23 protein-coding genes are annotated in these 25,127 nt (G+C 68.0%); 6 read left to right on the top strand and 17 right to left on the bottom strand.

The features are described 5' to 3' along the window. Positions 1–3: 3 nt before the first annotated feature. The 7 genes from pssA to D893_RS00735 all read right to left on the bottom strand — a co-directional run bounded on the left by pssA (position 4) and on the right by D893_RS00735 (position 7,896). Positions 4–810, bottom strand: a complete 807-nt coding sequence (gene pssA, locus D893_RS00765; protein WP_018946898.1) for a CDP-diacylglycerol--serine O-phosphatidyltransferase — start codon at positions 808–810, stop codon at positions 4–6. Beyond that, the gene (locus D893_RS00760) at positions 807–1,478 is read right to left on the bottom strand and encodes a phosphatidylserine decarboxylase (protein WP_024328753.1); all 672 of its coding nucleotides are present in this window, start codon (positions 1,476–1,478) and stop codon (positions 807–809) included. Before D893_RS00760 ends, pssA begins: the two co-directional genes overlap by 4 nt. Positions 1,479–1,520: 42 nt before the next feature. Beyond that, the gene (gene ilvC, locus D893_RS00755; RefSeq protein ID WP_018946896.1) at positions 1,521–2,537 is read right to left on the bottom strand and encodes a ketol-acid reductoisomerase; all 1,017 of its coding nucleotides are present in this window, start codon (positions 2,535–2,537) and stop codon (positions 1,521–1,523) included. A gap of 31 nt (positions 2,538–2,568) precedes the next feature. Next, on the bottom strand, positions 2,569–3,063 hold the full coding sequence (gene ilvN / locus D893_RS00750) for an acetolactate synthase small subunit (RefSeq protein ID WP_018946895.1): 495 nt from the start codon (positions 3,061–3,063) through the stop codon (positions 2,569–2,571). 16 nt (positions 3,064–3,079) lie between these two features. After that, positions 3,080–4,798 carry a biosynthetic-type acetolactate synthase large subunit gene (gene ilvB / locus D893_RS00745; RefSeq protein ID WP_110618915.1) on the bottom strand — a complete coding sequence of 573 codons (1,719 nt, stop codon included), beginning with the start codon at positions 4,796–4,798 and terminating at the stop codon, positions 3,080–3,082. Positions 4,799–5,082: 284 nt separating this feature from the next. Beyond that, positions 5,083–6,669 carry a DNA mismatch repair protein MutS gene (locus D893_RS00740; RefSeq protein WP_018946893.1) on the bottom strand — a complete coding sequence of 529 codons (1,587 nt, stop codon included), beginning with the start codon at positions 6,667–6,669 and terminating at the stop codon, positions 5,083–5,085. Between the two features lie 60 nt (positions 6,670–6,729). After that, positions 6,730–7,896, bottom strand: coding sequence for an aldo/keto reductase (locus D893_RS00735; protein WP_018946892.1), 1,167 nt, complete (start codon positions 7,894–7,896; stop codon positions 6,730–6,732). A 217-nt stretch (positions 7,897–8,113) separates the two neighbouring features. Here D893_RS00735 and D893_RS00730 point away from each other — a divergent pair, with 217 nt between their 5' ends. Beyond that, positions 8,114–9,205 carry an SEL1-like repeat protein gene (locus D893_RS00730; protein ID WP_018946891.1) on the top strand — a complete coding sequence of 364 codons (1,092 nt, stop codon included), beginning with the start codon at positions 8,114–8,116 and terminating at the stop codon, positions 9,203–9,205. Then, entirely contained in the window at positions 9,198–9,662 is a 465-nt protein-coding gene (locus D893_RS00725; protein WP_231363040.1) for a hypothetical protein, read from the top strand. Before D893_RS00730 ends, D893_RS00725 begins: the two co-directional genes overlap by 8 nt. Before the next feature lie 76 nt (positions 9,663–9,738). Here D893_RS00725 and cysB read toward each other — a convergent pair whose 3' ends face one another. After that, positions 9,739–10,713: an HTH-type transcriptional regulator CysB gene (gene cysB / locus D893_RS00720; protein WP_110618913.1), complete on the bottom strand. Its 975-nt coding sequence runs from the start codon at positions 10,711–10,713 to the stop codon at positions 9,739–9,741. Positions 10,714–10,879: 166 nt separating this feature from the next. Here cysB and D893_RS00715 point away from each other — a divergent pair, with 166 nt between their 5' ends. The 3 genes from D893_RS00715 to D893_RS00705 all read left to right on the top strand — a co-directional run bounded on the left by D893_RS00715 (position 10,880) and on the right by D893_RS00705 (position 14,021). Continuing rightward, complete coding sequence (locus D893_RS00715) at positions 10,880–11,077, top strand: hypothetical protein (protein WP_077244876.1); 198 nt, start codon at positions 10,880–10,882, stop codon at positions 11,075–11,077. Between the two features lie 47 nt (positions 11,078–11,124). Beyond that, positions 11,125–11,535, top strand: a complete 411-nt coding sequence (locus tag D893_RS00710; protein ID WP_110618911.1) for an OsmC family protein — start codon at positions 11,125–11,127, stop codon at positions 11,533–11,535. Between the two features lie 140 nt (positions 11,536–11,675). Beyond that, positions 11,676–14,021, top strand: a complete 2,346-nt coding sequence (locus D893_RS00705) for a helicase-related protein (protein ID WP_110618909.1) — start codon at positions 11,676–11,678, stop codon at positions 14,019–14,021. On the opposite strand, the gene D893_RS00700 is transcribed toward D893_RS00705, so the two are convergent. The 3 genes from D893_RS00700 to D893_RS00690 are packed head-to-tail and all read right to left on the bottom strand — an operon-like array spanning position 14,018 to position 18,656. After that, positions 14,018–15,232 (bottom strand): acetoin utilization protein AcuC, encoded by a 1,215-nt coding sequence (locus tag D893_RS00700; RefSeq protein WP_110618907.1) that lies wholly within the window; start codon positions 15,230–15,232, stop codon positions 14,018–14,020. The two genes, D893_RS00705 and D893_RS00700, sit on opposite strands and share 4 nt — an antisense overlap. After that, a complete protein-coding gene (locus tag D893_RS00695; protein ID WP_110618905.1) occupies positions 15,229–17,790 on the bottom strand; it encodes a VWA domain-containing protein in 2,562 nt (853 codons plus the stop codon). Before D893_RS00695 ends, D893_RS00700 begins: the two co-directional genes overlap by 4 nt. After that, positions 17,787–18,656 carry a CbbQ/NirQ/NorQ/GpvN family protein gene (locus tag D893_RS00690; protein ID WP_024328742.1) on the bottom strand — a complete coding sequence of 290 codons (870 nt, stop codon included), beginning with the start codon at positions 18,654–18,656 and terminating at the stop codon, positions 17,787–17,789. Before D893_RS00690 ends, D893_RS00695 begins: the two co-directional genes overlap by 4 nt. 168 nt (positions 18,657–18,824) lie before the next feature. On the opposite strand from D893_RS00690, the gene D893_RS00685 reads away from it, so the two are divergent. After that, entirely contained in the window at positions 18,825–19,142 is a 318-nt protein-coding gene (locus D893_RS00685; RefSeq protein ID WP_018870306.1) for a hypothetical protein, read from the top strand. 110 nt (positions 19,143–19,252) lie between these two features. On the opposite strand, the gene D893_RS00680 is transcribed toward D893_RS00685, so the two are convergent. The 6 genes from D893_RS00680 to D893_RS00655 form a co-directional block, all read right to left on the bottom strand. Further along, entirely contained in the window at positions 19,253–19,639 is a 387-nt protein-coding gene (locus D893_RS00680) for a hypothetical protein (protein WP_018946882.1), read from the bottom strand. Positions 19,640–19,659: 20 nt separating this feature from the next. Further along, entirely contained in the window at positions 19,660–20,694 is a 1,035-nt protein-coding gene (locus D893_RS00675) for a lipoate--protein ligase family protein (protein ID WP_110618903.1), read from the bottom strand. Between the two features lie 6 nt (positions 20,695–20,700). Next, complete coding sequence (locus D893_RS00670; protein ID WP_110618901.1) at positions 20,701–21,141, bottom strand: hypothetical protein; 441 nt, start codon at positions 21,139–21,141, stop codon at positions 20,701–20,703. Positions 21,142–21,259: 118 nt separating this feature from the next. Further along, on the bottom strand, positions 21,260–22,237 hold the full coding sequence (locus tag D893_RS00665; RefSeq protein WP_110618899.1) for a hypothetical protein: 978 nt from the start codon (positions 22,235–22,237) through the stop codon (positions 21,260–21,262). 93 nt (positions 22,238–22,330) lie between these two features. Next, positions 22,331–23,698, bottom strand: a complete 1,368-nt coding sequence (locus tag D893_RS00660) for an outer membrane protein transport protein (RefSeq protein WP_110618897.1) — start codon at positions 23,696–23,698, stop codon at positions 22,331–22,333. Positions 23,699–23,938: 240 nt separating this feature from the next. Beyond that, complete coding sequence (locus D893_RS00655; protein ID WP_026288967.1) at positions 23,939–25,117, bottom strand: radical SAM protein; 1,179 nt, start codon at positions 25,115–25,117, stop codon at positions 23,939–23,941. Positions 25,118–25,127: the final 10 nt, after the last annotated feature.

The raw sequence follows: 25,127 nt of genomic DNA, 5'->3' as shown, positions 1-25,127 counted from the left end.
CGCTCAGGCTTGCGGGGCACGGCCGCGGCGCCGATGGCGCTGCCAGCGCACCAGCGTCAGCAGCGGCCCGGACAGCGCGTACACCACGAACCCGGCCAGCAGCATCTTGGGCGGATCCAGGGCCGCCAGCATCAGCGCCCCGACCACTCCCAGCATGGCCAGGAACGGGACCCGGTGGCGGAAGTCCATGTCCTTGAAACTGAAATAGGTCAGGTTACTGACCATTGCCGCCCCGGCGAGCACGGTGATGATCAGCACCGCCACCGCCCCGGTGTCCCCCAGCTCCGCGGCCATGCCGAGGTCCTCGACCACCCAGACGGTCCCCACCAGCAGCGCCGCACTGGCGGGACTGGGCAACCCCTGGAAGAAGCGCTTGTCGGTCACCGCCAGGCGACTGTTGAAACGCGCGAGGCGCAGCGCCGCCGCCGTGGCAAAGAAGAACGCGGCCACCCAGCCGAAGTTGCCCAGGTCCTGCAGCTGCCACAGGTACACCACCAGCGCCGGGGCCAGACCGAAGGAGACCAGATCCGAGAGCGAATCGAACTGCGCGCCGAACTCGCTCTGGGTATCGGTCATGCGCGCGACGCGGCCGTCCAGGGTATCCAGCACCATGGCCACGAAGACCGCGATGGCCGCGGTAATGAACTCCCCGTCGATCGCGGAGACGATCGCCAGGAATCCGGAGAACAGGACCCCGGTAGTGAACAGGTTGGGCAGAAGGAACACCCCGCGCCGCCGCCGCGACCGCGGGCGATCGTCGTCCAGCTCGTCCTCGCCACGGATGATGTCGGGGTCTTCGTCGGGATTCATTCGGCCAGCTCCACGGCGCCGCCCTGATCGCCCGGCTCGCGCGGCGGGAGCCCGCCCAGCAGGGTGGTCCCCGCCAGCACGACCTGCCCCGGCCGCACCATCACGTGCGATCCCCGCGGAAGCCACAGCTCCGCACGCCCGCCGAAGCCGGCAAAGCCGATGCGCTTGCCGCGCCCCAGCCGATTGCCGGGCAGCACCTCCACCATGCGGATGAAACGCGGCCAGTGCGTCACGCTGAGAGCCAGGGTCATGCGGTCATCCTCGTCGGTGGCCAGGGCGAACGCAAGCCGACCGGCGAGCTGCAGGTCGGGCTCGCGATCCGATTCCTGCCCCGGCCAGACGCGCTCGCGCACCTCGACCTCCTGCGGGGCATGGATATTGTATTCGCCGAGATAGCGCTGGCGCATGCGGATGCGCTCGGCCTCGCGCCCGGTGAACGGGTCGGTGGTGGTCTCCACCGATTCCACCACGCCGTCGACCGGGGCCACCAGGCCGAGGGCCTGGGCCGGCGCCCGGCGCCGCAGGTCGCGGAACAGGGCCATCAGGGCCAGCATCAGGATGACCAGGAACAGACCCAGATCCGCCAGCCCGGACAGCAGCGTAATCACCGCCATCCAGGCGGTGACGATGACGAACAGGCGGCCTTCCTTCGCTACCGGAAACAGCATGTCCCCTCCGCGGCCCGCACCCGGGGCCGGTGGTGCCGCGGATCAGTTGCGCGACTTGTCGACCAGCTGGTTGGCCTGGATCCAGGGCATCATCGCACGCAGCCGCTCGCCCACCTGCTCGATCTCGTGGGCAGCGTTGCGGCGGCGATTCGCGGTCATGGAGGGATAGTTGGTGTCCCCTTCCTGGATGAAGCGCTTGGCGTACTCGCCGGTCTGGATGTTGTGCAGGGCCTCGCGCATGGCCGCACGGGATTGCTCGTTGATGACCTTCGGGCCGGTCACGTACTCGCCGTACTCCGCGTTGTTGGAGATCGAGTAGTTCATGTTGGCGATGCCGCCCTCGTACATCAGATCGACGATCAGCTTGAGCTCGTGCAGGCACTCGAAGTAGGCCATCTCCGGGGCGTAGCCCGCCTCGGTCAGGGTCTCGAAGCCGGCCTTGACCAGCTCCACCGCGCCGCCGCAGAGCACCGCCTGCTCGCCGAACAGGTCGGTCTCGGTCTCGTCCTGGAAGCTGGTCTCGATGATGCCGGTGCGGCCGCCGCCGATCGCCGAGGCATAGGACAGCGCGATGTCACGCGCCTTGCCGGAGGCGTCCTGCTCGATGGCGATCAGGTCGGGGATGCCGCCGCCACGGGCAAATTCCGAGCGCACGGTGTGACCCGGCGCCTTGGGCGCGATCATGATCACGTCGAGGTCGCCGCGCGGCTCGATCTGGTTGTAATGGATGGTGAAGCCATGGGCGAACGCCAGGGTCCCGCCCTGCTTGAGGTTGGGCTTGATCTCCTCGCTGTAGAGCTTCGCCTGGTATTCGTCGGGGGCCAGCACCATGACCAGATCGGCGGCGGCCACCGCGTCGGAGACGTCGGCCACCTTGAGGCCGGCTTCCTCGGCCTTGGCACGCGAACCGGAACCGGCACGCAGGCCGACGGTGACGTCCACGCCGGAATCCTTCAGGTTGTTCGCATGGGCATGCCCCTGCGAGCCGTAGCCAATGATGGCCACCTTCATGCCCTGAATGATGGAGAGATCGGCGTCTTTGTCGTAGTAGAGCTTCATTGCGGTTTCCTTGGCAATCAGTGAAAGGTGTTCAGATCTGGAGCGCGACGTCCCCGCGCGCGATGCCCATGACCCCGGAGCGCACCACTTCCTGCACGGGGAAGGGCTCCAGGGCCTCGAGGAAGGCGTCCAGCTTGGAGCCCTCTCCGGTGATCTCGATGACGTAGGTCTTGCGCGTGACGTCGATGATGCGGCCGCGGAAGATGTCGGCGAGGCGCTTCACCTCCTCGCGATCGCCGGGTTCGTCCACGCTGACCTTGATCATCGCCATCTCGCGCTCGATGTGAGGATAGGAGGTCAGATCGAGCAGCTTGATGACGTCGATCAGCTTGTTCAGCTGCTTGGTAATCTGCTCGACGATCTCCTCGGATCCGCTGGTGACGATGGTCATGCGCGCCAGCGTGGGATCGTCGGTGGGCGCGACGGTCAGCGATTCGATGTTGTAGCCGCGCGCGGAGAACAGCCCCGCGACCCGGGACAGGGCGCCGGATTCGTTCTCCAGCAGGACACTGATGATGTGACGCATACGGAATCCTTCCCTGTCAGACCAGGATCATTTCGTTCTGACCGGCACCGGCCGGAATCATCGGATAGACGTTCTCGGACTGATCGGTGATGAAGTCCAGGAACACCAGGCGGTCCTTCTGTGCCAGGGCCTCCTTCAGCGCGCCTTCCACGTCGGCCGGCTTGTCGATCCGCATGCCGACGTGACCATAGGCCTCCGCCAGCTTCACGAAGTCGGGCAGCGCATCCATGTAGGACATCGCATAACGGCCCTGATAGAAGAACTCCTGCCACTGCCGCACCATCCCGAGATAGCGGTTGTTCAGGTTCAGGATCTTCAGCGGCAGCTGGTACTGATAGCAGGTGGACAGCTCCTGCATGCACATCTGGATGCTGGCCTCGCCAGTAATGCAGCCCACCGTGGCGTCCGGATGCGCGAACTGCACGCCCATCGCGAACGGCAGTCCCACGCCCATGGTTCCCAGGCCGCCGGAGTTGATCCAGCGGTTGGGCTTGTCGAAACCGTAGAACTGCGCCGCCCACATCTGGTGCTGGCCCACGTCGGAGGTCACGAAGGCGTCGCCGCCGGTCAGCTCCCAGAACTTCTGCACCACGTACTGCGGCTTGATCAGCTCGGAATCGCGATCGTACTTGAGGCAGTCCTGGCCGCGCCATTCGCGAATCTGGTCCCACCAGGCCTTCAGCGCATCGGCGTCCGGCTGGCCGCCGTTTTCCTCCAGCGCGCGGATCAGCTCGCGCAGCACCGGCTCCACCTCGCCGACGATGGGCACGTCCACCTTCACGTTCTTGGAGATGGAGGCCGGGTCGACGTCCACGTGGACGATCTTCGCATGGGGGCAGAACTTCTCGATGTTGCCCGTCACGCGGTCGTCGAAACGCGCGCCGATCGCGATCAGCACGTCCGCATGGTGCATGGCCATGTTGGCCTCATAGGTCCCGTGCATGCCCAGCATGCCCAGGAACTGATCGTCCGAGGCCGGATAGGCGCCCAGGCCCATCAAGGTGTTGGTGATGGGGTAGCCCAGCTTGCGGGTGAATTCCGTCAGCGCCTCGGAGCCGTGCCCCAGCACCACCCCGCCGCCGGTGTAAATCATCGGCTGCTTTGCCGACAGGATCAGCTCGACCGCGCGCCGGATCTGACCGGTGTGGCCGCGGGTCTTCGGGTTGTAGGAGCGCATGTGGATGCTCTCGGGGTACTCGAACTCGCAGCTGTCGGCGGTGACATCCTTGGGGATGTCCACCACCACCGGACCGGGCCGGCCGGTGGTGGCGATGTAGAAGGCCTTCTTGATGGTGGTCGCCAGATCCTTCACGTCCTTGACCAGGAAGTTGTGCTTCACGCAGGGGCGCGTGATGCCCACGGTGTCCACTTCCTGGAAGGCGTCGTTGCCGATCATGCTGGTCGGCACCTGGCCGGTGAACACCACCAGCGGCACCGAATCCATGTAGGCGTCGGCAATGCCGGTGATCGCGTTGGTCGCGCCCGGGCCGGAGGTCACCAGGGCCACGCCGGGCCGGTCGGAGGACTTGGCATAGCCCTCGGCGGCATGCACCGCGCCCTGCTCGTGACGGACCAGTACGTGCGAGACCTCGCTCTGCTGATACAGCGCATCGTAGATGTGCAGGACCGCGCCGCCGGGATAGCCGAATACCAGATCGACGCCTTCAGCCTGCAGACTGCGGACGAAGATTTCGGCACCGGTGATGGCGGTGGACGATGCAGAGGTCTCGGACATGACGGTTGTTCCTTACCAGGGGCTGTCGGGCGATCGTGATCCGAGCGGACACGCCGAATCAAAATAGCCCACCATACTAATATGAAATCGCCCGCGCTTCACGCCAGCAGGCGCACGCGCGGACCCTGCCGGTGGCGAACCATGGAGCGTCCAGCCCCGTGGGAGGCCAGCCCTCTGGCCGACGGGAGCAACCTCGCCCGGAACGACGAGAGGCTCGCCTCCCACAGGATTGGCTTCCCCCGGGGGGGGGGCGGTCTCCCGCAGGCAAGGGCCCTGCGCCCCGCTCAGCTTCCCTCGGAACCGCCCGCCTGGGCGGTGGGCAGTTCGGCGAAATGCTGGCGCGCCCGCGCCACCAGATCCCCCGGCAGTCCCTCCTTCTCCGCGATGGTCAGCCCGAAGGACACCCCCGGCTCGCCGATCAGCAGGCGGTAGGTCGGTGACAGGGTGTCCGGATCGAACTGCATCGAGGCGTTAACGATGCCCGCCTGCTGAGCGGCGTAATCCTTCAACGGCGCAAGATGAGTGTTGACGATCCCGCGGGTGCCCCGCGAGCGCAGCTCGTCCAGCATCGCCATGGCCAGGGCGGCCCCCTCGTCCGGGTCGGTACCGGTCCCCAGCTCGTCCAGCAGGATCAGGCTCTCCGGACCCGCGTTATCCAGGATGCGCTTGAGCACCGCCACGTGCCCGGCAAAGGTCGACAGGTGGTGCAGCAGGCTCTGGTTGTCGCCCACGTCCACCATCACCTGGTCGAAACGGCCGATGCGGCAATCCTGCTCCGCGGGGATGTGCAGCCCGCACCAGGCCATGGTCACCAGCAGGCCCAGGGTCTTCAAGGCCACGGTCTTGCCGCCGGTGTTGGGGCCGGTGATCAGCAGCAGCGGCTGCTCGTCGTCCAGGCGGATCGACAGCGGCACCGGCTGCGGCCCGTTGCCCTCCGCGAACTGCAGCAGCAACAGCGGGTGGTAGGCCTCGTCCAGTTCCACCCCGGGGCGGTCTTCCAGGGCCGGGGCATGGGCATTCATCTGCGCGGAGAGCTGCGCAGCGGCCGAGGCCAGGTCGATCCAGGTCAGCGCCGTCAGCATCAGATCCAGCGGCTCGCCGTATTCGCGCACGGTGTCGGTCAGCTCGCGCAGCAGCCGCTGCTGCTCGTTGTTGATCTGCCCGTTCACGGTATCCAGCTGGTTGTTCAGCGGGACCGCCTCGATCGGCTCGATGATGTGATCGCGCCCGCCCATCGCGGTGCCCCGGCGCACGCCCTTGACCGCGCCGGCGGCATCGCCGCGCAACACCATCACCGCGCGCTCCTGATGCCACTGCACCTTCAGGGTTTCGTCGCCCTTCTGCGCGACATCCGACGCGGACAGACGCTTCTGCACCACGGCTTCGACCTCGCCACGCAGGCGATTGCGCTCGCCGAAGGAGTCCACCAGCGACTCGCTGGCATCCTCGCGCAGCGAACCGCCCGGATTGAGGCAGCCCGAAAGACGCTGCTCCAGCCCCTCGGGCGGATACAGCTTGTTCAGGTCCGCCGGGTAGATTTCCGGGGTGTCTTTCAGCTGGTCGGCCAGCTCGCGCGCATGGCGCATGATGGTCTGCAGGTTGTGCAGCGCCTGCACCGGCAGCGCCGAACCCGGATTACCCGCCTGGCGCAGCGCTGCCCGCACGTCCGGCAGCTGCCCCAGGCGCGGCAGCGTGCCCGCGTCCAGGCGCTGGCGGGCCACCGTCACCGCCTTCTGCAGCGCGCGCGCGGCCTCCAGGTTGGGCGCAGGCTCCAGCCCGCGCGCAGCATCGGCGCCGTAGGGCGTGGCGGTCAGGCGCTCCAGCAGGCGCTGGATCGCGGGAAATTCGAGGGCCTTCAGATCGACCTGCATCACATCCCCTTGTTCATGAAATCTCTACCGGCTCCCACAGGGAAGGAACGATGGCCCGGCCTACTCCTCGGCCTTCTTGAACATGCCGAGGTAGGCCTTCTTGTCCAGCATCGGCTCGCGCATCACCGCCAGCATGTCGTCCAGATGCTCCGGCGTGCTCATGCCCACCAGCGAGGTCCCCAGACCGGGCGTGGAGCGATTGAACTGCATCGCGCGCTGCGCCGGACTGGCCAGCCCCGCCAGTTCGCGCTCGACCACGTCCACCGACTGCTGCGCCAGATGCCCCTTGAGCATCGTGTGCGAGGCCATCATGTAGATCTCCAGCTGATGCGCCGCCTGCAGCGGGCTGGCCACGTTGCCCTGCCCGGTCGCGGTGTTGAAGCGGGTGAACCCCTCCAGCATCACCTGGTTGAACGGCAGCATGGCGATCTTGAAATGATCACGCGCGAAATCGTCCCCGGTCACAGTCTGCGCCGCGCGCTGCGCCAGCCCCTGGATGGAGGTCAGCGACTGGAACACCGGGGCATCGGTCTCCTCGCGAAAACCCTCGAAGGTCGAGATCCCGTAGGCGCGGATCTTCTTGTCACGCACCGCACGTTCCAGCATCTCGAACACCGGCTCCAGCTTCCAGTTGGTGCGTTCCTTGCCGATCTCGTGGATATGCACCTCCGGCTGGTCGATGATGAACGCATCCAGGGTCTCCACGCCCATCAGCGAGCGCGACAGCTCCATCTGGTAGTGGATGTATTCCGGCGTCAGCAGATGCGCGCCCTTGGCCAGGTCCTCCTTCGTGCCCATGCCCGGGGCCTCGATCTCGCGCTGGAACCAGGCGTCCATGTCGTCCGGCTGACCGCCGCGCAGGGTCAGGAAGCCTCCCTTGGAGATCAGGAACATCGCCTCGCGCGGGACCCCGGCCTCGAGCGCCGTGCGCACGCCCGCCCCCACGGCCGCCAGCGAACGGCCATAGCGGTAATGCGCGGAGGTATCCACCACGTTGATGCCCTCGGTCAGCCCGCGGGCCACGATCGCGGAGATCGCCGCATCCACCTCGGCGGTAGCCGCCCCGCCGAAGGTCCCGATGCCGAGACTCGACAGGCGCATGCGCGCGCGCGAGAACTCGCTGTAATGGCCCTCGGCCGCGCGCCCGTCGGCGAGGAACGACTCGGCATACTTGCGCGTCGCCTTGGCGTTGGCATAGCCGGGAATCAGTTTCTGCGAAGCTTCCATATTCCTCTCTCGAACCGCCGCAACAAGGGCAACCGCCGGATCCTGGTCTTCCGGCGCATCGCATCGGGAATGCGAATCCTAGGGAAACACCGCTCGATGTGCACGTTTCCCTCGACAGACGGAGGGTGCCTGTCCGGCGTCCCCCGGTCGTTTGCGGCCACCCCCGGAATGCTGCGAAGCTTGCAAACCCATCGTGCCGCCCGGAATACCGTCCGAGATGACCGCCCCCGAAGACCCCGAACACGCCCCGCAGACCACCGTCGAACCGGAAGACGAGGCCGGCTTCGAGGCCCTGGAACGCGGCGACTTTGCCGAAGCCCATCGAATCTGGAGCGAGCGCGCCGACGGACCGTATGCCGGCGCCCATCTCGGCCTGGGCGTGCTGTACGCCAGCGGCCTGGGCGTCGAATCGGACGTGCAGCGGGCCCGCGAGCACTGGAAACGCGCGGCCGAGCTGGGCCTGCTGGATGCCTGCTTCAACCTCGGCCTGCTGGCCGAACAGGGGATCGCCGAGGGTGATCCCGCAGAGGAGGCCGAGACCTGGTATCGCCGCGCGGCGGAGGCCGGGCACGCGAACGCCCAGTACAACCTGGGCGTGCTGCGCTTCGCCAGCGAGATCAGCCCGGAAGCCGCCGCGGAGGCCGTCGCCTGGTGGGAGAAAGCCGCCGAGCAGGGCGACCCCGATGCCCTGAACAGTCTGGGCGTGGCGTACGAAACCGGCCGCGGCTGCGCTGCCGACCCCGCCGAAGCCGGCCGGCTGTATACGCGGGCCGCCGGCGCCGGTCATGCCCGGGCGGCCTGCAACCTCGCCCAGCTGCTGGAACAGGGGCACGGCGTGATCGCCGATCTGGCCGAGGCCGTACGCTGGTACCGCCAGGCCGCGGAGGACGGCGACGGCGAGGCCGCCGCCCGCCTCGGCAACCTGTACCGCGACGGCAAGGGAGTGGAATGCGATCCGGCGCAGGCGGCGCACTGGTATCGCGTCGCCGCCGATGACGGCCATCCCGCGGCGCGTACCAACCTGGGCGTGCTGCTGGACCGCGGTCACGGGATCGCCCGGGACCAGCGCGAGGCCGCCCACTGGTACCGGCTGGCGGCCCGCCAGGGGCAGATGCAGGCGCAGTACAACCTGGGCATCTTCCTGGCCGAAGGCCATGGCGTGGAACAGGATCTGGTCGAGGCCTGGGTATGGTTCTCGCGCGCGGCCGACCAGGGACACCCCTCGGCCGCCGACGCCCGCGACTACGTCCACCAGCACCTGTCACTGGAGCAGCAGCAGGATGCCCTGGCCCGCAAGTCGCGTGAGTGACCGCCCGCCGCCCATGCCGTCGAGCCGGCCCCGGGCGGCACTGACCCTGCCGGCCCTGATCCTCCTGCTCGCGGCCGGATCCGCCCCGGCAGCCGACGGCGCGGACAACGACACCCCGCAAGCCACCACCCGTGCCGATGATGCGCCGCAATCCCCCGAGGGCCGGCAACTGGTCGAACAGCGCTGCCTCAACTGCCACGGCGAACGCACCCTCAGCGAGGCCGGGTTCGGGCGCCTGGGCTGGCACGCCACGGTCACGCGGATGAACTGGGTCAACGGCGCCGGGGTCGGGTTCGGCGAGCGCGGTCCGATCGTCGACTATCTGAGCGAACAGAGCGAACCTTCCATGGCCCGCGTCATCGGGGAATGGGTCGTCGCCGCCCTGCTGGCGGCCGGAGCGGCCTTCGTGCTGTGGCGCGGCATCCGCCGCTGGCGCCGGCGCCAACCGACAGGCTGAGCGCCCAATCGATTCGCGCGTCAGCCGCCGGTGCCGTGCTTCCCCGGGCCTGGCTCCATCCGCCCCCCTGCCGCCGTCAGTAGCGCGGCAGTGCCACATCCGCAAAGACGGCGTCCACCCCCTTCTGGTCGGCGGCATGCAGGGCGCGATCGACCCGTTCCAGGGTCAGATGGGGGGCCAGCAGGGCGAGAAAGTCGTACATGTAGCCGCGCATGAACATCCCGCGGTTGAAGCCGACCCGGGTTACCTGCTCGGTAAACAGGTGGCGGGCGTCGATACTGACAAGGTCGGCATCCTCGTCCGGCTCGTAGGCCATGCGTGCGATGAGGCCCACGCCCAGGCCGAGGCGGACATAGGCCTTGATGACATCGGAGTCCGCCGCGCTCAGGACGACGTCCGGCTCCAGGTCAGCGGCCCGGAAATCCCGCTCCAGCTGACCGCGCCCGGTGAATCCGTGCACATAGGTCACCAGCGGGTGGGCCGCCACCGCCGCCAGATCCGCCGGAGGCGTCCGGGCCAGAGGATGGTCGCGGGGCACCACCAGGCAGTGATGCCAGCGGTAGGCCGGCAGCATCACCCGCTCCCGGTTCTGGGCGACACCCTCGGTCGCGATGCCGAAATCGACCTCGCCGCTCGCAGCCATCCGCGCGATGTCCGCGGGGCCGCCCTGCTCGATCTGCAGCCTGACCTCAGGGTAATCGTGACGGAAGGCGTCGATGCGGGGTGGCAGGAAGTAACGCGCCTGGGTATGGGTCGTCGCCAGTCGCAGCAGTCCGCGGCGTTCATCGGAAAAATCCGCCGCCAGGGAGCGGATGCCGTCGACCTCGGCCAGGATCCGTTCGGCGCGGGCCAGGATCTGGCGTCCCTCCGGCGTCACGTGGGTCAGGTGCTTGCCGCTGCGCTGGAAGATCAGCACCCCCAGCTCGTCTTCCAGCATGCGGATCTGCCGGCTCACCCCGGGCTGGGAGGTAAACAGCCGCTCCGCGGCCTCGGTCACGTTGAGGCCCGATTCCACCACCGCTTTCAGACAGCGCAGTTGTTGCAGTTTCATGGCCCGGGTGTGATCTCTCGACCGGTTGCGGGCCGGGAAGCACGACCCTTTTATTCAATTTTGACATTAAAACAGAATTTATTATTCTTTTCCATTCTATATATATCCCTCTAGAGTCTTTCTCGAGGCCTCGGAACCCATCCGACACCCGAGCAGGAGAAAGACCATGAAGACCGAAACCATCCCGTCCCGACCCGACCGCCAGACCCTGGAAAAGCGCCGCGCGGAACTGCAGCGCAACCTGGCGCGCGTGAACCAGGCCCTGGCCGCATGCAGCGAGGAAACCGCCCAGGCCCGGCACATCCGCAGGGAGCCCCCGTCGGTCCCGGCCTTCGATCACCCGCTGCCGGTCGGTGCAGGCTGAACACCCCGGTCCCGTGACCCTTCCGCCCGCAACTGCATGGAGACAGCATGGCGAATGATTCGACCCGCAGCCTGATTCTCGGGCGCGACCATGACGGAAACCTCGCGATGAGGAGTGCCGACCACAGCGACAAGCCGGGGGCGCTGGGATACGACCCCCTGCAGCACCTGGCCATCAGCCTGGGCTCCTGTCTGCTGGAGTTCTGCGACCGCTTCCTGAGCCGGCGCGGCTACCCGCGCGCCGCGGAGCTGGAGGTCACCTGGACCTTCGATGCCCGACGCTGTCGGGTCTCCACCCTGCAGAGCGAGCTGCGCCTGCCGATCGGTCTGGAGGAAGGCGAACAGACCAGCCTGGAACGCATGCTGGCCCAGTGCCCGATCCACCAGGCCCTGGAGGGCCCGCTGGAGGTCCCGACCCGGGTTCGTCTGACGCACGCCCGGCGCCCGGCACCCGCATGAGGTCCGGGCGCAGCCAGCCCCGATCCGGGATCTCGCTGGCCAGGGCTCGAGAGTGAATGCCGGCGCCGGGCCATTGATCCCGGCGCGCCCTCTTGATAGGTCGGTCGCTGTGTGGACACTTCGGCCGCATGAGCGAGGAGATGCCCATCGACGCCCTGCACGGGGACTTTGCCGCGGCGCTGGCCGACGGGCCGGTGGTGGTGTCGGCGGCGACCGGTTCGGGCAAGTCGACGCGCCTGCCGGTGTGGGCGCGGAACCAGGGGCGCGTGCTGGTGGTGGAACCCCGCCGAGTGGCGGCCACCAGCCTGGGGCACTGGGTGGCCGGCCTGCTCGGCGGCAAACCCGGGCGCGAAGCGGGCTTCGCCGTGCGCGGCGAGGTGCGCTGCGACCGCGACACGCAGATCGTGTTCGCCACGCCCGGGATGGCCCTGCAATGGCTGGCGCACAACGGCCTCGCGGATTTCGCGGTGGTGGTCCTCGACGAGTTCCACGAACGCCGCTGGGACACCGATCTCCTCTACGCCCTGCTGACCGAGACCGGACGCCACCGCCTGGTGATCACCTCGGCCACCATCGACGGCGCGCGCCTCGCCCGCGAGCTCGCCGGCACCCACCTCGAGAGCCCCGGCCGCTCCCACCCGGTCGCGCTGGAACACCTTGCCGCAGACCCGCAGGCAATGCCTCATGCGAAGGACCTGGCCACGCGCGTGGCCGAAGGCGTACGCACCGCACTCGCGCGTACCGACGGCGATGTCCTCGCCTTTCTGCCCGGGCGCGGCGAAATCGCCGCGGCGGCGCGGGCCCTGAAGGACGAGCCCGTGGCCTGCATCGAGCTGCACGCCGGCGCCAGCGCCGAGGCCCAGCGCCATGCCCTGCAGCCGGGCCAGGAACGCCGGGTGATCCTCGCCACCAACGTCGCCGAGAGTTCGGTGACCATACCCGGGGTCACCGCCGTGGTCGACAGCGGTCTGGAGCGCCGCACGGGTCGCCGCAACGGCCGCACCGTGCTCGCGCTGCAGGCGATCGCCGCCGACAGCGCGGAGCAGCGCCGCGGGCGCGCGGGCCGCACCGCGCCGGGGCTGTGCCTGCGGCTGTGGGGGCGCAATGCCCCGCTGGCCACGAACACGCCGCCGGAGCTGCAGCGCGAGGACCTCACCGAACCGGTACTGGCGGCCGCCTGCTGCGACCGCCCGGCGCGCGAACTCGCATTCCCCGATCCCCCGCGCGAGGAGGCCCTGGAACGCGCCGAAGACCGGCTGCGGGCGACGCACGCGATCGACGCGGACGGCCGCGCGACCGAACACGGCCGACGCCTGTTCGCCCTGCCGGTGGACACCGCGCTGGCCCATCTGGTGCTGGCCATGCCGGATGCGGCGACGGCCGCGTTCATGGCCGATCTCGCCGGCGCCCTCGGCAGCCGCCGCGCGGTCGCGGTGCCGCCCGACGACGAACGCGAGCGGCAGGATGCACTCACCGCCCTCGGCCGGGCCTGTGATGCGACGCTGCGGGTCGCCGCCGTGCGCGGCCACGCACCCGACAGGGTTCGCATTCGCCGGGAGGAACGCCGCGAGGCCCACCATCTGGCTCGTCAGGTGCGCGAGCTGGCCGGCCTGCCCGCCCGGGAATCGCAGCAGGAACCGGAGTCCGAGCCCCTCGCGGCCACCGCGCCCCGGGCCCTGACCGCCGCAGTCGCCGCCGCCCCCGAGCTGGCGTTCGTGCGCCGCGAGCGCCGCCGCTTCGCGCTGGGCAACGGCGGCGAGGAGGCGGAGATCGGTCGCGATTCGCTGCTGGCCGAGGATGCCGAGGCGGCCGTAGTGTTCGACAGCCACAGCCTGCCCGGCAAGGGCACCCGCGACACCCGCACCATCGCCACGGTGCTCGCGCCGCTGGAGCCCGATGCCCTGATCGACGCGGGGGTGGCCACGCCGGCCATCGCCGATCCCGAATGGTCCGCCGACGGACTCGTGGTCCGCCGCGACTGGTGGCATGCCGGGCGCGTACTTCGCAGCGACCGCACCCGCCCCGCAGGCGCAGCGGCACGCGAGGCACTGGCCGCGCTCATCCTGGATGACCGGCTGCTCGCCCCCGCCGGCTCGCGCCTGCGCGACGACCTGGACGCCTGGGCGCTGTATCTCGCACTGGGGTTCGAGCAGGGCGAGGTCCCGGACGCCCGCGACTGGCTGGCCCGTCGCCTGCAGACCCTGGGCGTGGAATCGGACGAGGACGTGGCCCTGCTGGAACCGGAGGATCTGGCGTTCGAGGGCGTACCCGAGTGGGAACGCGAACGCTTCGATCGCCGCTATCCGCGCGAGGTGCGGCTCTCCGGCCTGCACATGCGCATCCATTATGACGTCGCCCGGCGTACCGTCACCGCAGAGAAGATCGACGGCAACCGCCGCGACGACCCGAAGCGCTGGGAACTGCCCGCCTGGCAGGGCTGGCACGTCCGCTTCCAGCGCGCCAGCCGCGTGGTCGACGTGCGCTAGGAAAGCACCAGCAGGGGATGGGTCGCGAACAGGCGCTCCAGGCGCTGTTCCAGTTCGGCGCGCACCGGGCCGCTGCGGTCCGCGTCGAGGCGGGATACGAACAGGTTGTCGTACCACTCCTCTTCCTCGTCCATGTCCCAGTCGACCTCGCGCAGCAGGGCCTGCCCGGCCTCGGGCAGCGCGGCGGGCAGCTCGCGGCCGGTGAGCTGCGCCCACACGCCGGTCCAGCAGCGGGCCAGCGCCAGCGGGTGGTAGCCGCCGCCCCCGAGCACCAGCAGCTTCGGCGTGCCGTCGCCGTGACGCGGGCTGGTCTCGATCACGTCGTCGATGCAGGCTAGGAAGCACTGGGTGGAGATACCAAACTTGCCCAGCGGGTCCGGCAGCAGCGCATCGGTGCCGGCCTGCACGACCACGTAATCCGGCTGCCAGCGGGTACGCGCCGCCTCCCAGATGCGGCTGAAGGCGCTGTGGAATTCCGTGTCGTTGGTCTCTTTCGGCAGCGGCAGGTTGACCGTGTTCCCCAGCCGGCCGGTGTCCTCGATACGCCCGCCCTGGAACGGATAGCCGTATTCGGTATCCATGTGCAGGGACACGGTAAGCACGTCCGGGTCGTCGGCGAATGCCGCTTCCACGCCGTCGCCGTGATGGGCGTCGATATCCAGGTACAGCACCCGTGCCCCGCTCTGGCGCAGGCGCATGATGCCCAGGGCGCAGTCGTTGAAGTAGCAGAAGCCGCGCGCCTGGTCGGGGGCGGCGTGATGCATGCCCCCGGCCGGATTGAAGGCCATGCCGCCCTCCAGCACGACCTCGGCACCCTGGATGGAACCATAGGTGGCCGTGGCCGGGGTAGAGAAGAAGCCGGCGAAGAACGGGTTCTCGAAGTTGCCGATGTTGTGGCGGTCGCGGTAGCGCTGGAACACCTTGCCCAGCGCCTCGGCGCGCTGCATGGCCGTCACGTAGTCGCGGGTATGCAGCCACTCGAGCTCGGCGGGCATGGCCTTGCGGGTCACCGCCATCTCGCCGGGGGTGACGGCATCGTAGGCCTCGATCAGGTCGATGGTCAGCGACACCCGCGGGATCCCCAGCGGATGGTTGTCGCCGTAGCTGTGCCCGCGATAGCGCGGGGCGTGCAGCAGCTTCGCGTGGCGGCGCGCCGGACCGGATGCGGCGTCCGGGGCAGTGACGGGGGCGGTTTCAGGGGTGGCACTCACTGGCGCAGCCTCAGGTAGATCTCGGGCAGACGGCGCGGCAGCTCGTCCACATGGTCGATAATGGTGTAGTGGCCGGGGCCGAAGATCGCCGGCAGGTATTCCGAGCCGGACGGGTCCAGGGTGACGCAGAACGGGTGCACGCCGGCATCCACCGCCTCCTTCATCGCCATGCGCGTATCCTCGTGCAGATAGCGCTGGTCGCCGCCGTCGTCGTAGTCGGCCGGGCGGCCGTCGGACAGGATCAGCAGCAGGCGGCGCTGGGCCGAGCTGCGCCGGAAGGCCTCCAGCGAGTGACGGATGCCCGCGCCCATGCGCGAGGCCAGGCGTCCGGAGACCCCGGCGATGCGGTTGCGCACGGTGGCGTTCAGGTCTTCGTTGAAGTCCTTCAGCCAGTAGTAGTTGACCTGATCGCGCTGTTTGGAGGCGAACCCGGCGATCGCACAGGGATCGCCGACCCGGTCGATGGCCTCGGCGAACAGCATCATGCCCTCGCGCACGCGGTCGACGATCTTGCCCTGCCCGCCCGGATGCCGCGCCATGATGGAGGTCGACATGTCCGCCAGCATCAGCACCGAGGTGTCACGGTGCTGCACCGCGCGGCGGCGATAGATGAAGGCCTTCGGCGAGAGCCCGGCCTTCTTGTCGGCGACATAATCGATCACCGCCTCGGTATCCAGCTCGTCACCGTCCATCTGTTTGCGCAGCGGCGCCGGGCGCATCGGGCGCTGCATCTCCAGGCCCCGGGTCAGGCGCTTCAGGGTGTCGGCGTGGCGGGTCAGGATCTCCGCCGCGCGGTCGGGCTCTTCGTCGTCCAGCACGCGCTCGTAGAGGTTCACCCAGTCGGAGATGTAGCGCTGCTCGCGATAGTCCCACTCGGGGTACAGGATGCCGTCCTTCTTCGGCGTGTACGGGGCCGCGCGCTTGGCTACCTGGGCCGGCTGCGGGATCCCGGTGCCGATCCGCCCGCCGGTGCCGGAGGTCTCCTGCTGCGGGGTCTGGATGTCGGCGTCCGGGTCCTTCTGCGCGTCCTCCGGGGCCTGCTGCGGCTGCTCTTCCTGCTTCTCGTGCTCGAACTTGTGCTCGTCGTGCGCCTCGTGGTCGCGGAAGTCCGCCAGCTCGCCGTTGCGCTCGCGCTGAGGATAGACCGGCAGCGCCGCGTTCAGCGACAGCCCGGGCAGGTAGGCCTCGGCGCGTTCTTCGATGGTGATCTCGGGAAAGGCCCCGTCGGCGAACAGCTCCTCGGCCACCTCCCAGGCGGTCACCACGTCGGCCTCGGGCGCCAGCATGCGCGCGAGCCGCGGATCCTCCGGCTCGCGCCCCTCCAGCAGCGCCCGGTGCGCCCGCAGGGCGAAATCGAAGTAGGTGCCGGCCGGTTCGGCCGGACGCTCGTACGCCTCGGCCAGCCGCACCAGCCGTTCGAGAAAGCGCGGGATGCGCGGCGCGACCCGGGCGTTCACCCGCAGGTCCTCGGCCAGGTCGAACAGGATCTGGAAACGGAACATGCGCTCGCCGAAAGCGGCGAACAGCGGCCGCCAGGTGATGCGCGAGCGGTCGTCCAGCGGCGGGTGCTCGCTGCCCGCGCGCTCGAACAGGCGCTCCACGCGGGGCAGGGCGTAGGTATCGTACGCCAGGTGGGCGGCCGCATGCTGGGTGGCCACCAGGGCCTCCTCGCGCGAGTCCATCACCGCCGGCATGAACAGCCGCCGACCGTCCGTCTCCAGCATCGGCCGGCCCTCGCCGGGCTTCCAGCTGGAATCCGCCAGCGGGATGTCGGCGCCCAGCCAGGCGAGCATCACCAGCCGCAGGAAGCGTCCGTGCATGCGCGGACGGAACCCCGGAAGCGCGTCCAGCAGCAGCTTCAGGCTCTCGTCGCTTTCCAGGCGGAAATAGGCCTCGCCGCGCGAGCGCCCGGCCTTCAGCAGGTCGGCCCCGCGCCGCGCCCAGGAGAGCAGACCGCCGTCGCCGACCAGGTTGCGCGCGATCGGCGCCCCTTCGAGGTAGCAGTCCAGGGTCAGGCCGCGCTCGTCGAACAGGGTCTCGGCCGGGTCGATCAGGGCCCGCAGCCCCTCGATACCACGCCCGGCCGCGAGCTTGTCGAAATCGGTCTCGAAATAGGCCCGCGCGTCCGGCAGGCTGCGCTCGCACCAGCGCAGACCGGTCGCGTACCACTCGCGCTCGCCGTCCTCGCCCCAGGCGGCGAACACCCGGTCGGCCTGGCTCATGAACCCCTCGAGCGCATCGGCCGAATTCACCCAGCGGGCGAATTCGGCAGCCTGTGCGCGCCACGGCTCCACGCCGCCGACGTGTTCGGCCATCCGCGCGGAGTGACGCATGAAGCTCTTGCCGGCCTCGCGGTCGTGGAAGAACAGGTCGCGCGCGGTCTCGATCCAGCGCCGGGCGGGACCGGCACCGAATTCGCGGATCGCCGGCAGGGCCTCCTTCGCGTCGCGGTGGGCGACGAAGCTCATGTCCTCGAGGTGCTGGAGGATCTCCTCGATCTCGACCAGATCCCCGGCCTCGGTATCCGCGCCCCCGTCGTTGCGGGCCTGCTCGCTCACGCGGCTTCGGACTCGGGGAAGTGGGCGTCGAAGATCTCCTCCAGCGCCTGGATCAGCTCGGGGTCATCGGTGATCGGCGCGATCATCGCCGCGCGGCAGGCCACGCGCGGGCTCAGACCCGCCTGCATCAGCTCCCCGGCATAGGCCAGCGCGCGGGTGGAGGTCGCCTCCTCCAGGCCATGGTCCTTCAGCGCGCGCGCCTTGCGCCCGGCGGCCACCAGCTTCTCCACCCGGTCGGCGTCCAGGCCGCCGGATTCCTTCGCCACGATCTCCCGCTCGACCTCTTCCGAGGGGTAATCGAAATGGATGCCGACGAAGCGCTGCTTGGTGGACGGCTTCAGGTCCTTCAGCACGGTCTGATAACCGGGGTTGTAGGAGATCACCAGCATGAAGTCCTCGTGCGCATCGATGATCTGCGACTTCTTGTCCAGCGGCAGCTGGCGCCGGTGGTCGGTCAGCGGGTGGATGACCACGGTGGTGTCGGTGCGCGCCTCGACGATCTCGTCGAGATAGCAGATCGCCCCCTCCTTGACCGAGCGGGTCAGCGGCCCGTCCTGCCACACGGTCTCCTCACCCTCGAGCAGGAAACGCCCGACCAGATCCGAGCTGGTGAGGTCCTCGTGGCAGGACACGGTGACCAGCGGCTGGCCGATGGTATGCGCAACATGCTCCAGAAACCGGGTCTTGCCGCAGCCGGTCGGTCCCTTGAGCATCACCGGCAGGCGCTTGGCATAGGCCGCCTGGAAGATCTCGACCTCGTCGGCCTGGGGCTTGTAGAAGGGCGCGCCGCCCTGGCTGCCATCCTGGCCGGGCTTGTCGATGACGTCGCGTTCCACTCCGCGCATGCGGTTGATCAGGTTCTTCATGCTGGCTCCTGTAGGCCGCCTCGTATGTCGCGTCGCATGACGATTCCGGGCACATTCCCGGGGGGCGCACCCCCGGAATCGTCATCGCGCGGGGATTGTTGTATGATTTCGGGTTTGATTATACCCAACCAGTTCACTCGGATTCAGCGCGTAAATAGAGGACCCGCAATGAAACTTGTCAAACTCGTCAAGCTGAACAACCTGCAGTACAACCCGAACCGCGACCCGGAAGTGTACCGTCGCCCGGTGAACGAGGAATTCCGCCTGCAGGCCATGCTGAACGGCTCGGGCACCGCGCAGTGCCGCTTCACCGTGGAGGGCGAGACCCTCTGCGAAAGCAGCGTGTCCCTGCCCGGCAGCTTCGACTGCAAGTTCAGCTACGACACCGCGGGGACCCGCATGGGTGACCTGGAGATCGAGGGCAACGGCGAGACCTACCACCAGAAGATCCGGATCGACGTCCTCGAGCACGCCTGGATCGGCTGAAGGCCGCGCCATTCGCCTGTCCGCGGCACACGCGGACCGACCAAGCGAAAAGGCCCCGTGGCTTGAGCCCGGGGCCTTTTCTGTTGAGGCCTTTCTTTCTGACGGGGCACTCAGCCCCAGTCGTACATGCGGATGAACTCGGGGAGCTTTTCGACCATCTCGTCCCGGTCGAAGAAGCGATCCGCACGCGCCAGGCGCATCTCGTCACGAATGTCCGCATCCCCGCCGAAACAGAACACCGGCAGGTTGATCTGGTATTCCATGCGCAGGGTGCGGATCACGTCCAACGGATCGAACACCTCGATCTCGTCCAGGTCCAGCAGCATGAAGCGATACAGCAGGACCTCGTTCCAGTCTCCCAGCCCCTCCAGATCGGTGGTCGCTTCCATGTGCCAGTCGTCGGGCAATGGCGCCCGCAGGCGCTCGGTCATCTCGCCGTCCCGGCTCATCAGGATCATGCGCTTTTCCAGCCGGCGCTGGATCGTCGGTTCGGCCATCTCGGTGTCTCCTTGGAAATTCAGGCGATGCCGCGGTACAGCGCATCGATGCGGGCGCTGACCGCATCGGCCACCGCAGGGTCGAGGCAGCCGGCCAGGCGCGAGCGCAGATGCAGACGTTCCGGCAGCTCGCCCGCCACGCGCTCGCCGAGGACACGGTCCACCGCGGGGTCCTCGCACCACACGCGGGCGATGTGCTGTCCTTCCACGTGCAGGCGCAGGCGCCCGCAGGCCACCCGTGTCTCGAACACGTGATTGTCACGATTGACCCGGATCCCCTCCGGCACGGACGGGCGCGCATCCCCGTCCGCGAGATCGTCCAGTTCCTCGTAGCCGGCCGCCAGCCAGGCTTCCAGGGTCGCCGCGTCCGGCGTCACCTCCACCGGCGGCGCCTCGAAGCGGCGTTCCGTGACCCGGCGCAGCGAGTCGCGCAGAGCCGCGGAATCCGGCGCCCGCCCCAGCTCCCCGGCGCAGTCGGTCATGCCGGCCTCCAGTACCGGGCGCAGCCATTCCCGATACCCCTCGCTGGGGGCCCGCACACAGGCGAGGAAATCCTCCACCGGGAAACGACCGAGAAAGCTCGCGCCGAATACCGAGCCCTCGTTCAGGGTGGCCGCACCGGTACCCATGATCTTGCGGCCCTGCACCCAGACATCCTGTCCGCGGGGTTCCACCCCCTGCAGGCCCAGCTCGCGCAAGACGTCCACGGCCATGGCCAGGCCCTGCGCGAACAGATGCCGGGGACCACGCGTGAGGACACGGCTCGGCCGGATCACGAAGAAGCAGTCCTGGTCGGCATCCACCCATACCGAACCGCCGCCCAGCGGGCGCCGCACCACCGGGATGCCGCGCGCGGCACAGTGGTCCAGATCGAGATCGGCTTCGGGATCCTGACTGCCGCCCACCGAGACATGCGCCTCGCGCGAGCGCACCCACAGCACGCGCGGCGGAGCATCCGGCGGGGTGGATGCCGCCAGCCCGGTGTAGAGGGCGTGCAGCTCCGTCGCCGACCGCTCCCCGGCATCGATCCATTCCGGAGCGGCCGGGGTCGTCATCGCGCCTTATTCCTCCGACGGCTGACCGGAGGTCGCGTCGTCGCCCTGCTGCTCCTGATCCTTGTCATCGTTCCCCGGCTTGTAGAAATAACGGAAATAGAAGTCGGAGCGCGACAGATCCTCGTACAGCTTGGCCCGTTCCTCGACCCCGGTGCGCATGATATCCACCAGCGCCTCGGCCTGCTGGCCGTCGATGATGTGCATGCCGCCCAGCAGCTCCTGGTCGGTGTCGAGGAAATGCTGCGCCAGCTCCTCGGGCTCCTGCACGAACACCAGGAACGCCTTGCATTCGGGATCTTCGAGGTCCAGCGGCTGCATCACCAGTTTGCCGAGCCACGCCTGACGCGCGACCTGGTTGAACTGATGGATGTCCAGCTTGCGACCCTTCTTGTACTTGTTGAGTTCGTTGCGGATCTCGCCCATGTTGGCGATTTTCATTGATTTCATGGCCTGCTTCCTGCCGCGAGTGAACGGGGAGGATAAACAACCCCGGCCCCCGTACGTAAGAAACCCCGGCGGACCGGGGTTCTTGAGTGCAACCAGGGGTTTTTTCCCGGGCCGGGGTTCAGTCGTCCCACTGGAAGCCGGAGGACGCGAATCCGGCGGCCTCCTGCAGCGCCTCTTCCACGGCTCCCGGGGCATTGCGCAGCTGGATGAAACTGTTCGACCCCAGCATGCTCAGGTCGGGGAAATGCAGCGCCATGCGAAAGCGCATGTGGAGCGCCTCCACGTCGCCGCCATTGACCAGGACCTCGTAGGGCACGTAGGCGGTGTGGCGGCGTGCGTTGACGTCCACGGTCTCCAGGGCGTTGCGATCGGACGCATCCTCCTCGGCCCCGTCCACGGCGCGGATCGCCACGCCGACCAGGGTTGCGTCGCGCCCCGGGATGTCCACGCGATAGACCTCGCTGACACCGCCGGCCCGCTCCTCCAGACCTGCGCCAAGCGCCTCGAGCGCTTCCGCACGTGAACCCCGGCTGCCCAGCTCGTAGGGCGCGTCGAAACGTTCCATGCCGAACGCATAGCGATACCGGTTGAGGTCGCGCTGGCTCTTGCCATCCTCGTGGCCGAAGGTCTCCTCGGCCCCGAGGGCCTCTTCCAGCGACGCCGCGACACCGTCCAGCGGGACCTCGACACGGTAAGCGTGCTGGAAGTAAACCGGATGCGTGTAGCTGACCTGCACTTCGCCGTCGACCTCGGTGATGCCGACACGCATCGGCGCGATATAAGCCGCACGGTCATGCGAGGCGGCCGCCTCCAGCAGGTCGTCGCTGGTCGCCACCAGCACACGGGCCGAGTCGGTGACGTCGTACTCACCGAGGATCTCGAAATCCGCGCCCTCCAGACGCTCGCGCGCCTCATCGGCCACCTCGGAGACGCCGGCCCCGCCGTCGGTCCAGGCCAGCACGAACGGGCGATACTCGTCCGCGGTGGCGGACGCCGCCGCGGCCATCAGGGTCACGGCCGCCAGCCCGGCCGTCAGTGACCGGACGATCCCGGTCGAGCCGCCGGTTTGCAGCGGCTTGCGATGAAACAATGACATGGGTACTGCTCCTTCGATCATTGGGAAGCGGGACATCGCCGTCGACCCCGGCCGGGGCCGCAACCCCGGGGCCGGTGGATCGACGGACCGACCTCAGAAGCGGTAGCTGTAGCCCAGCTCCAGCTCGTACTGCTTCATCTCGATCTCGATGTCCTGGTCCGGATCAAACGCGTTCGATCCGGAGACCGAATTGCTGGGCGCGTACATCGCCGCGAAGCTCAGCTCGTGCTGGTCGCCGAAGGACTTGGTGAAGCCCGCGGTGTAGTGATGCGTCATCACCGCCGGAGCAAGGAGGTTCATGGTCACCTCGTCCGAATCGATCGGGTTGTCGCCGCGGTTGTAACCCACGCGCAGCTGCCAGTCGTTCGGCAGCTCGAACTGGGCTCCGATTTTGTAGACGTTGATATCGTCCCAGCCGAAGCCGCGACCATCGGAGGTCCCGAAGACAGGCTGACCGAGATCCTGCTGGCCAGGTCCGTCGTTCGAGATCGCATCCACGTCGGAGTAGTTGATGCGCTGGTAGTCGGCCACCAGGGTCACCATGGGCGTCACCTCCCAGGCTACGCCCATACCCCAGGTCGACGGGATGTCGAAGGAACCTCCCTCGGCGAACAGTCCGGAATAGTCATCGAAATCCGAGTTACGGATCTTCGAACGATAACTGCCCCCCAACCGGACCCCTTCGGCCACTTCGGCCTGGATGCCGATCTGCGCGCCGTAGCCCCAGGAATCATCCGTGCCGTTGCCGGAGAAGTTGTCCGGGTCGTCCGACATGCCCATGTCGGCATAGGTCTGGATCCCCTTCGCCTCGAAACGCTGATAGGAGATGATCGGGCTGAAGCCGACGCTGACCCGGCCGTCGGCGAACTTCTGCGCGTAGGTCGGGATGATCGCCAGTTGTTCGAGGTCGACGCCTGCGGCTCCATCGCAGAACACACCAGTCTGGCTACCAATGGGCAGCATGTTACCGGTGGGCTGCCCGGTGTTCGGATTCATCTCGGGCATCTGACAGAACTGGCTGTTCTCGAACCCCGGGTAATTGGTGTTCATGCCACCGTTGCCGAGGAAGGCGATGCCCCAGGAGCGGTCTTCATCGATCTGCTGGACGAAGCCGAGCGACGGGATGAAGAAGTTCTTGCTGTCGCTCTCGACCTCGCCCGGAGCCAGGCCAAAAGTGCCCATCTGCCCCGATGGCATACCGGACACCTCATACGAGCGCTCCGGACGGAAGTAGGTGAGAGCCCCGTCGAAGCGGGTTTCCATGCCGGCGAGGCCGGCCGGGTTGATGCCCGGGGCGTAGGCGTCCTGCGAGATGGCCATGCCGACGCCGCCCATGCCCTTGGCCTTGATGCCGTAGCCATGGGCGAAATAGCCGTTGGTGGCCTGTGCAGTGCCGGCGGCGCCCAGAGCCAGGCCGACCGCCATCGTGATCGCGCTGCGGCGAATGAAGCGTGCTTTCATTGTTGTCTCCTTTGGTGGTCTTCTTGTTGTAGCCGGGGGCGGATTGGCTCCCCCATCGGCTCGGGATACCCGCACCGCTGACCATACGGACGGGCATCTTTTTCGGCGGCCCCCTGCCGCGCGAAATTTCGGCGGCCCCCCTGCCGCTCGAAACCTGAATATTCAAAACCGCTTATCGGCGCCCTGACGTGCGAAAGCCCCGCAGGGCGGGGCTTTCGTCGGGGACTTGATGGTTATTGCTTACCGGACCGATGTCTCGTCCTCGGCCTCATCGTCGGCGTCGAAGTCGAAGGTGCCGACGTCTTCGCCATCCATCTGCCGCTTCACGAATCCGACGTCGCTGCTGTTCAGCGCGAACGGGAACGACAGGATGTCCGTCGGGCTGGAATCACCATAGGGGCGATTGCAGGCCGAGACCTCCTCGTCCGACTTGCCGGGGCACCCGGAGGTCTGGAACGGCTTGCCGGAGGCGATCAGTTCCTCAACCTCGGACTGCGGCAGACCGAAGTCCACCACCTGGCCGTCGTCGTTGAACTTCATGTCGTCGATGCGGCCGCCGGCATAATCGATGATGAAGCGGCCCAGCTGTACGCGGCGCCACTGGTCGCGCGGGACCGGCTTCCAGTCCTCCATCAGCGAGCCTTCCTCGGGGAAGAACGCGAACATGTGGTTGTGGCCACCCAGATCGCGGATGCGCTGGCAGACCTGCAGGATCTCTTCCTCGGTCTCGCCCATGCCGCAGATCAGATGGGCGCCGAACTTCTCCGGGCCGAAGATCTCGGCGGCCCACTCGATGGACTGCCAGTACTTGTCCCAGGTATGCGGGCTCTCGACCGACTTGCCGCGGGTACGCTCGAAGATCTCCGGGGTCACCGCGTCCAGCGCGACGGTGAAGATGTCCGCGCCCTTGTCCCGCAGAAGCTGGAGGTCTTCATAGCTCATGGTGGTCGGGTTGGACAGGATCGACACCGGGATGTGATTCACCTCGGCGACCCACTTCTCCAGCAGCTCGACGGTGTCGGCATCGGAGTTGGGATGGGTGATCATGGAGATGCACATGCGCTCGAACTGGCCGGCGTCGGCGTTGTTCTTCACGCGCTCGATCACCTCGTCGTATTTGGCGGTGGGCCAGTCGACGCGGATGAAGTTGCGGTCGGCGTAGTCACGCGATTCCTCGCGGTGGCGCGCCAGCCCGCAGTAGGAGCAGTTGGCGCGGCAGCCTTCCGGATAGGTAACCAGCAGGTTCAGGCAGTGGGTGCAGGACGTGCGATGCATGGTCCCCGGCACCAGGCCCAGCGTGATCGCGGCCGCCGTGGACATCTGCACGTACTCCGGCGAACGCATGTCCGGGGTCTTGATGTGGTAGTCCGGCCGATAGAAGTTTACCGGCGCGACCATGTCCTCTGCACTTGCACTCATTGTCTTCCTC

It is taken from the genome of Thioalkalivibrio sp. ALE21 (assembly GCF_003208255.1).
In the GTDB taxonomy this organism is placed as follows: domain Bacteria; phylum Pseudomonadota; class Gammaproteobacteria; order Ectothiorhodospirales; family Ectothiorhodospiraceae; genus Thioalkalivibrio; species Thioalkalivibrio halophilus.
The sequence above is the reverse complement of the archived record's forward strand: the minus strand, read 5'-3'. Positions and strand labels throughout refer to the sequence as shown.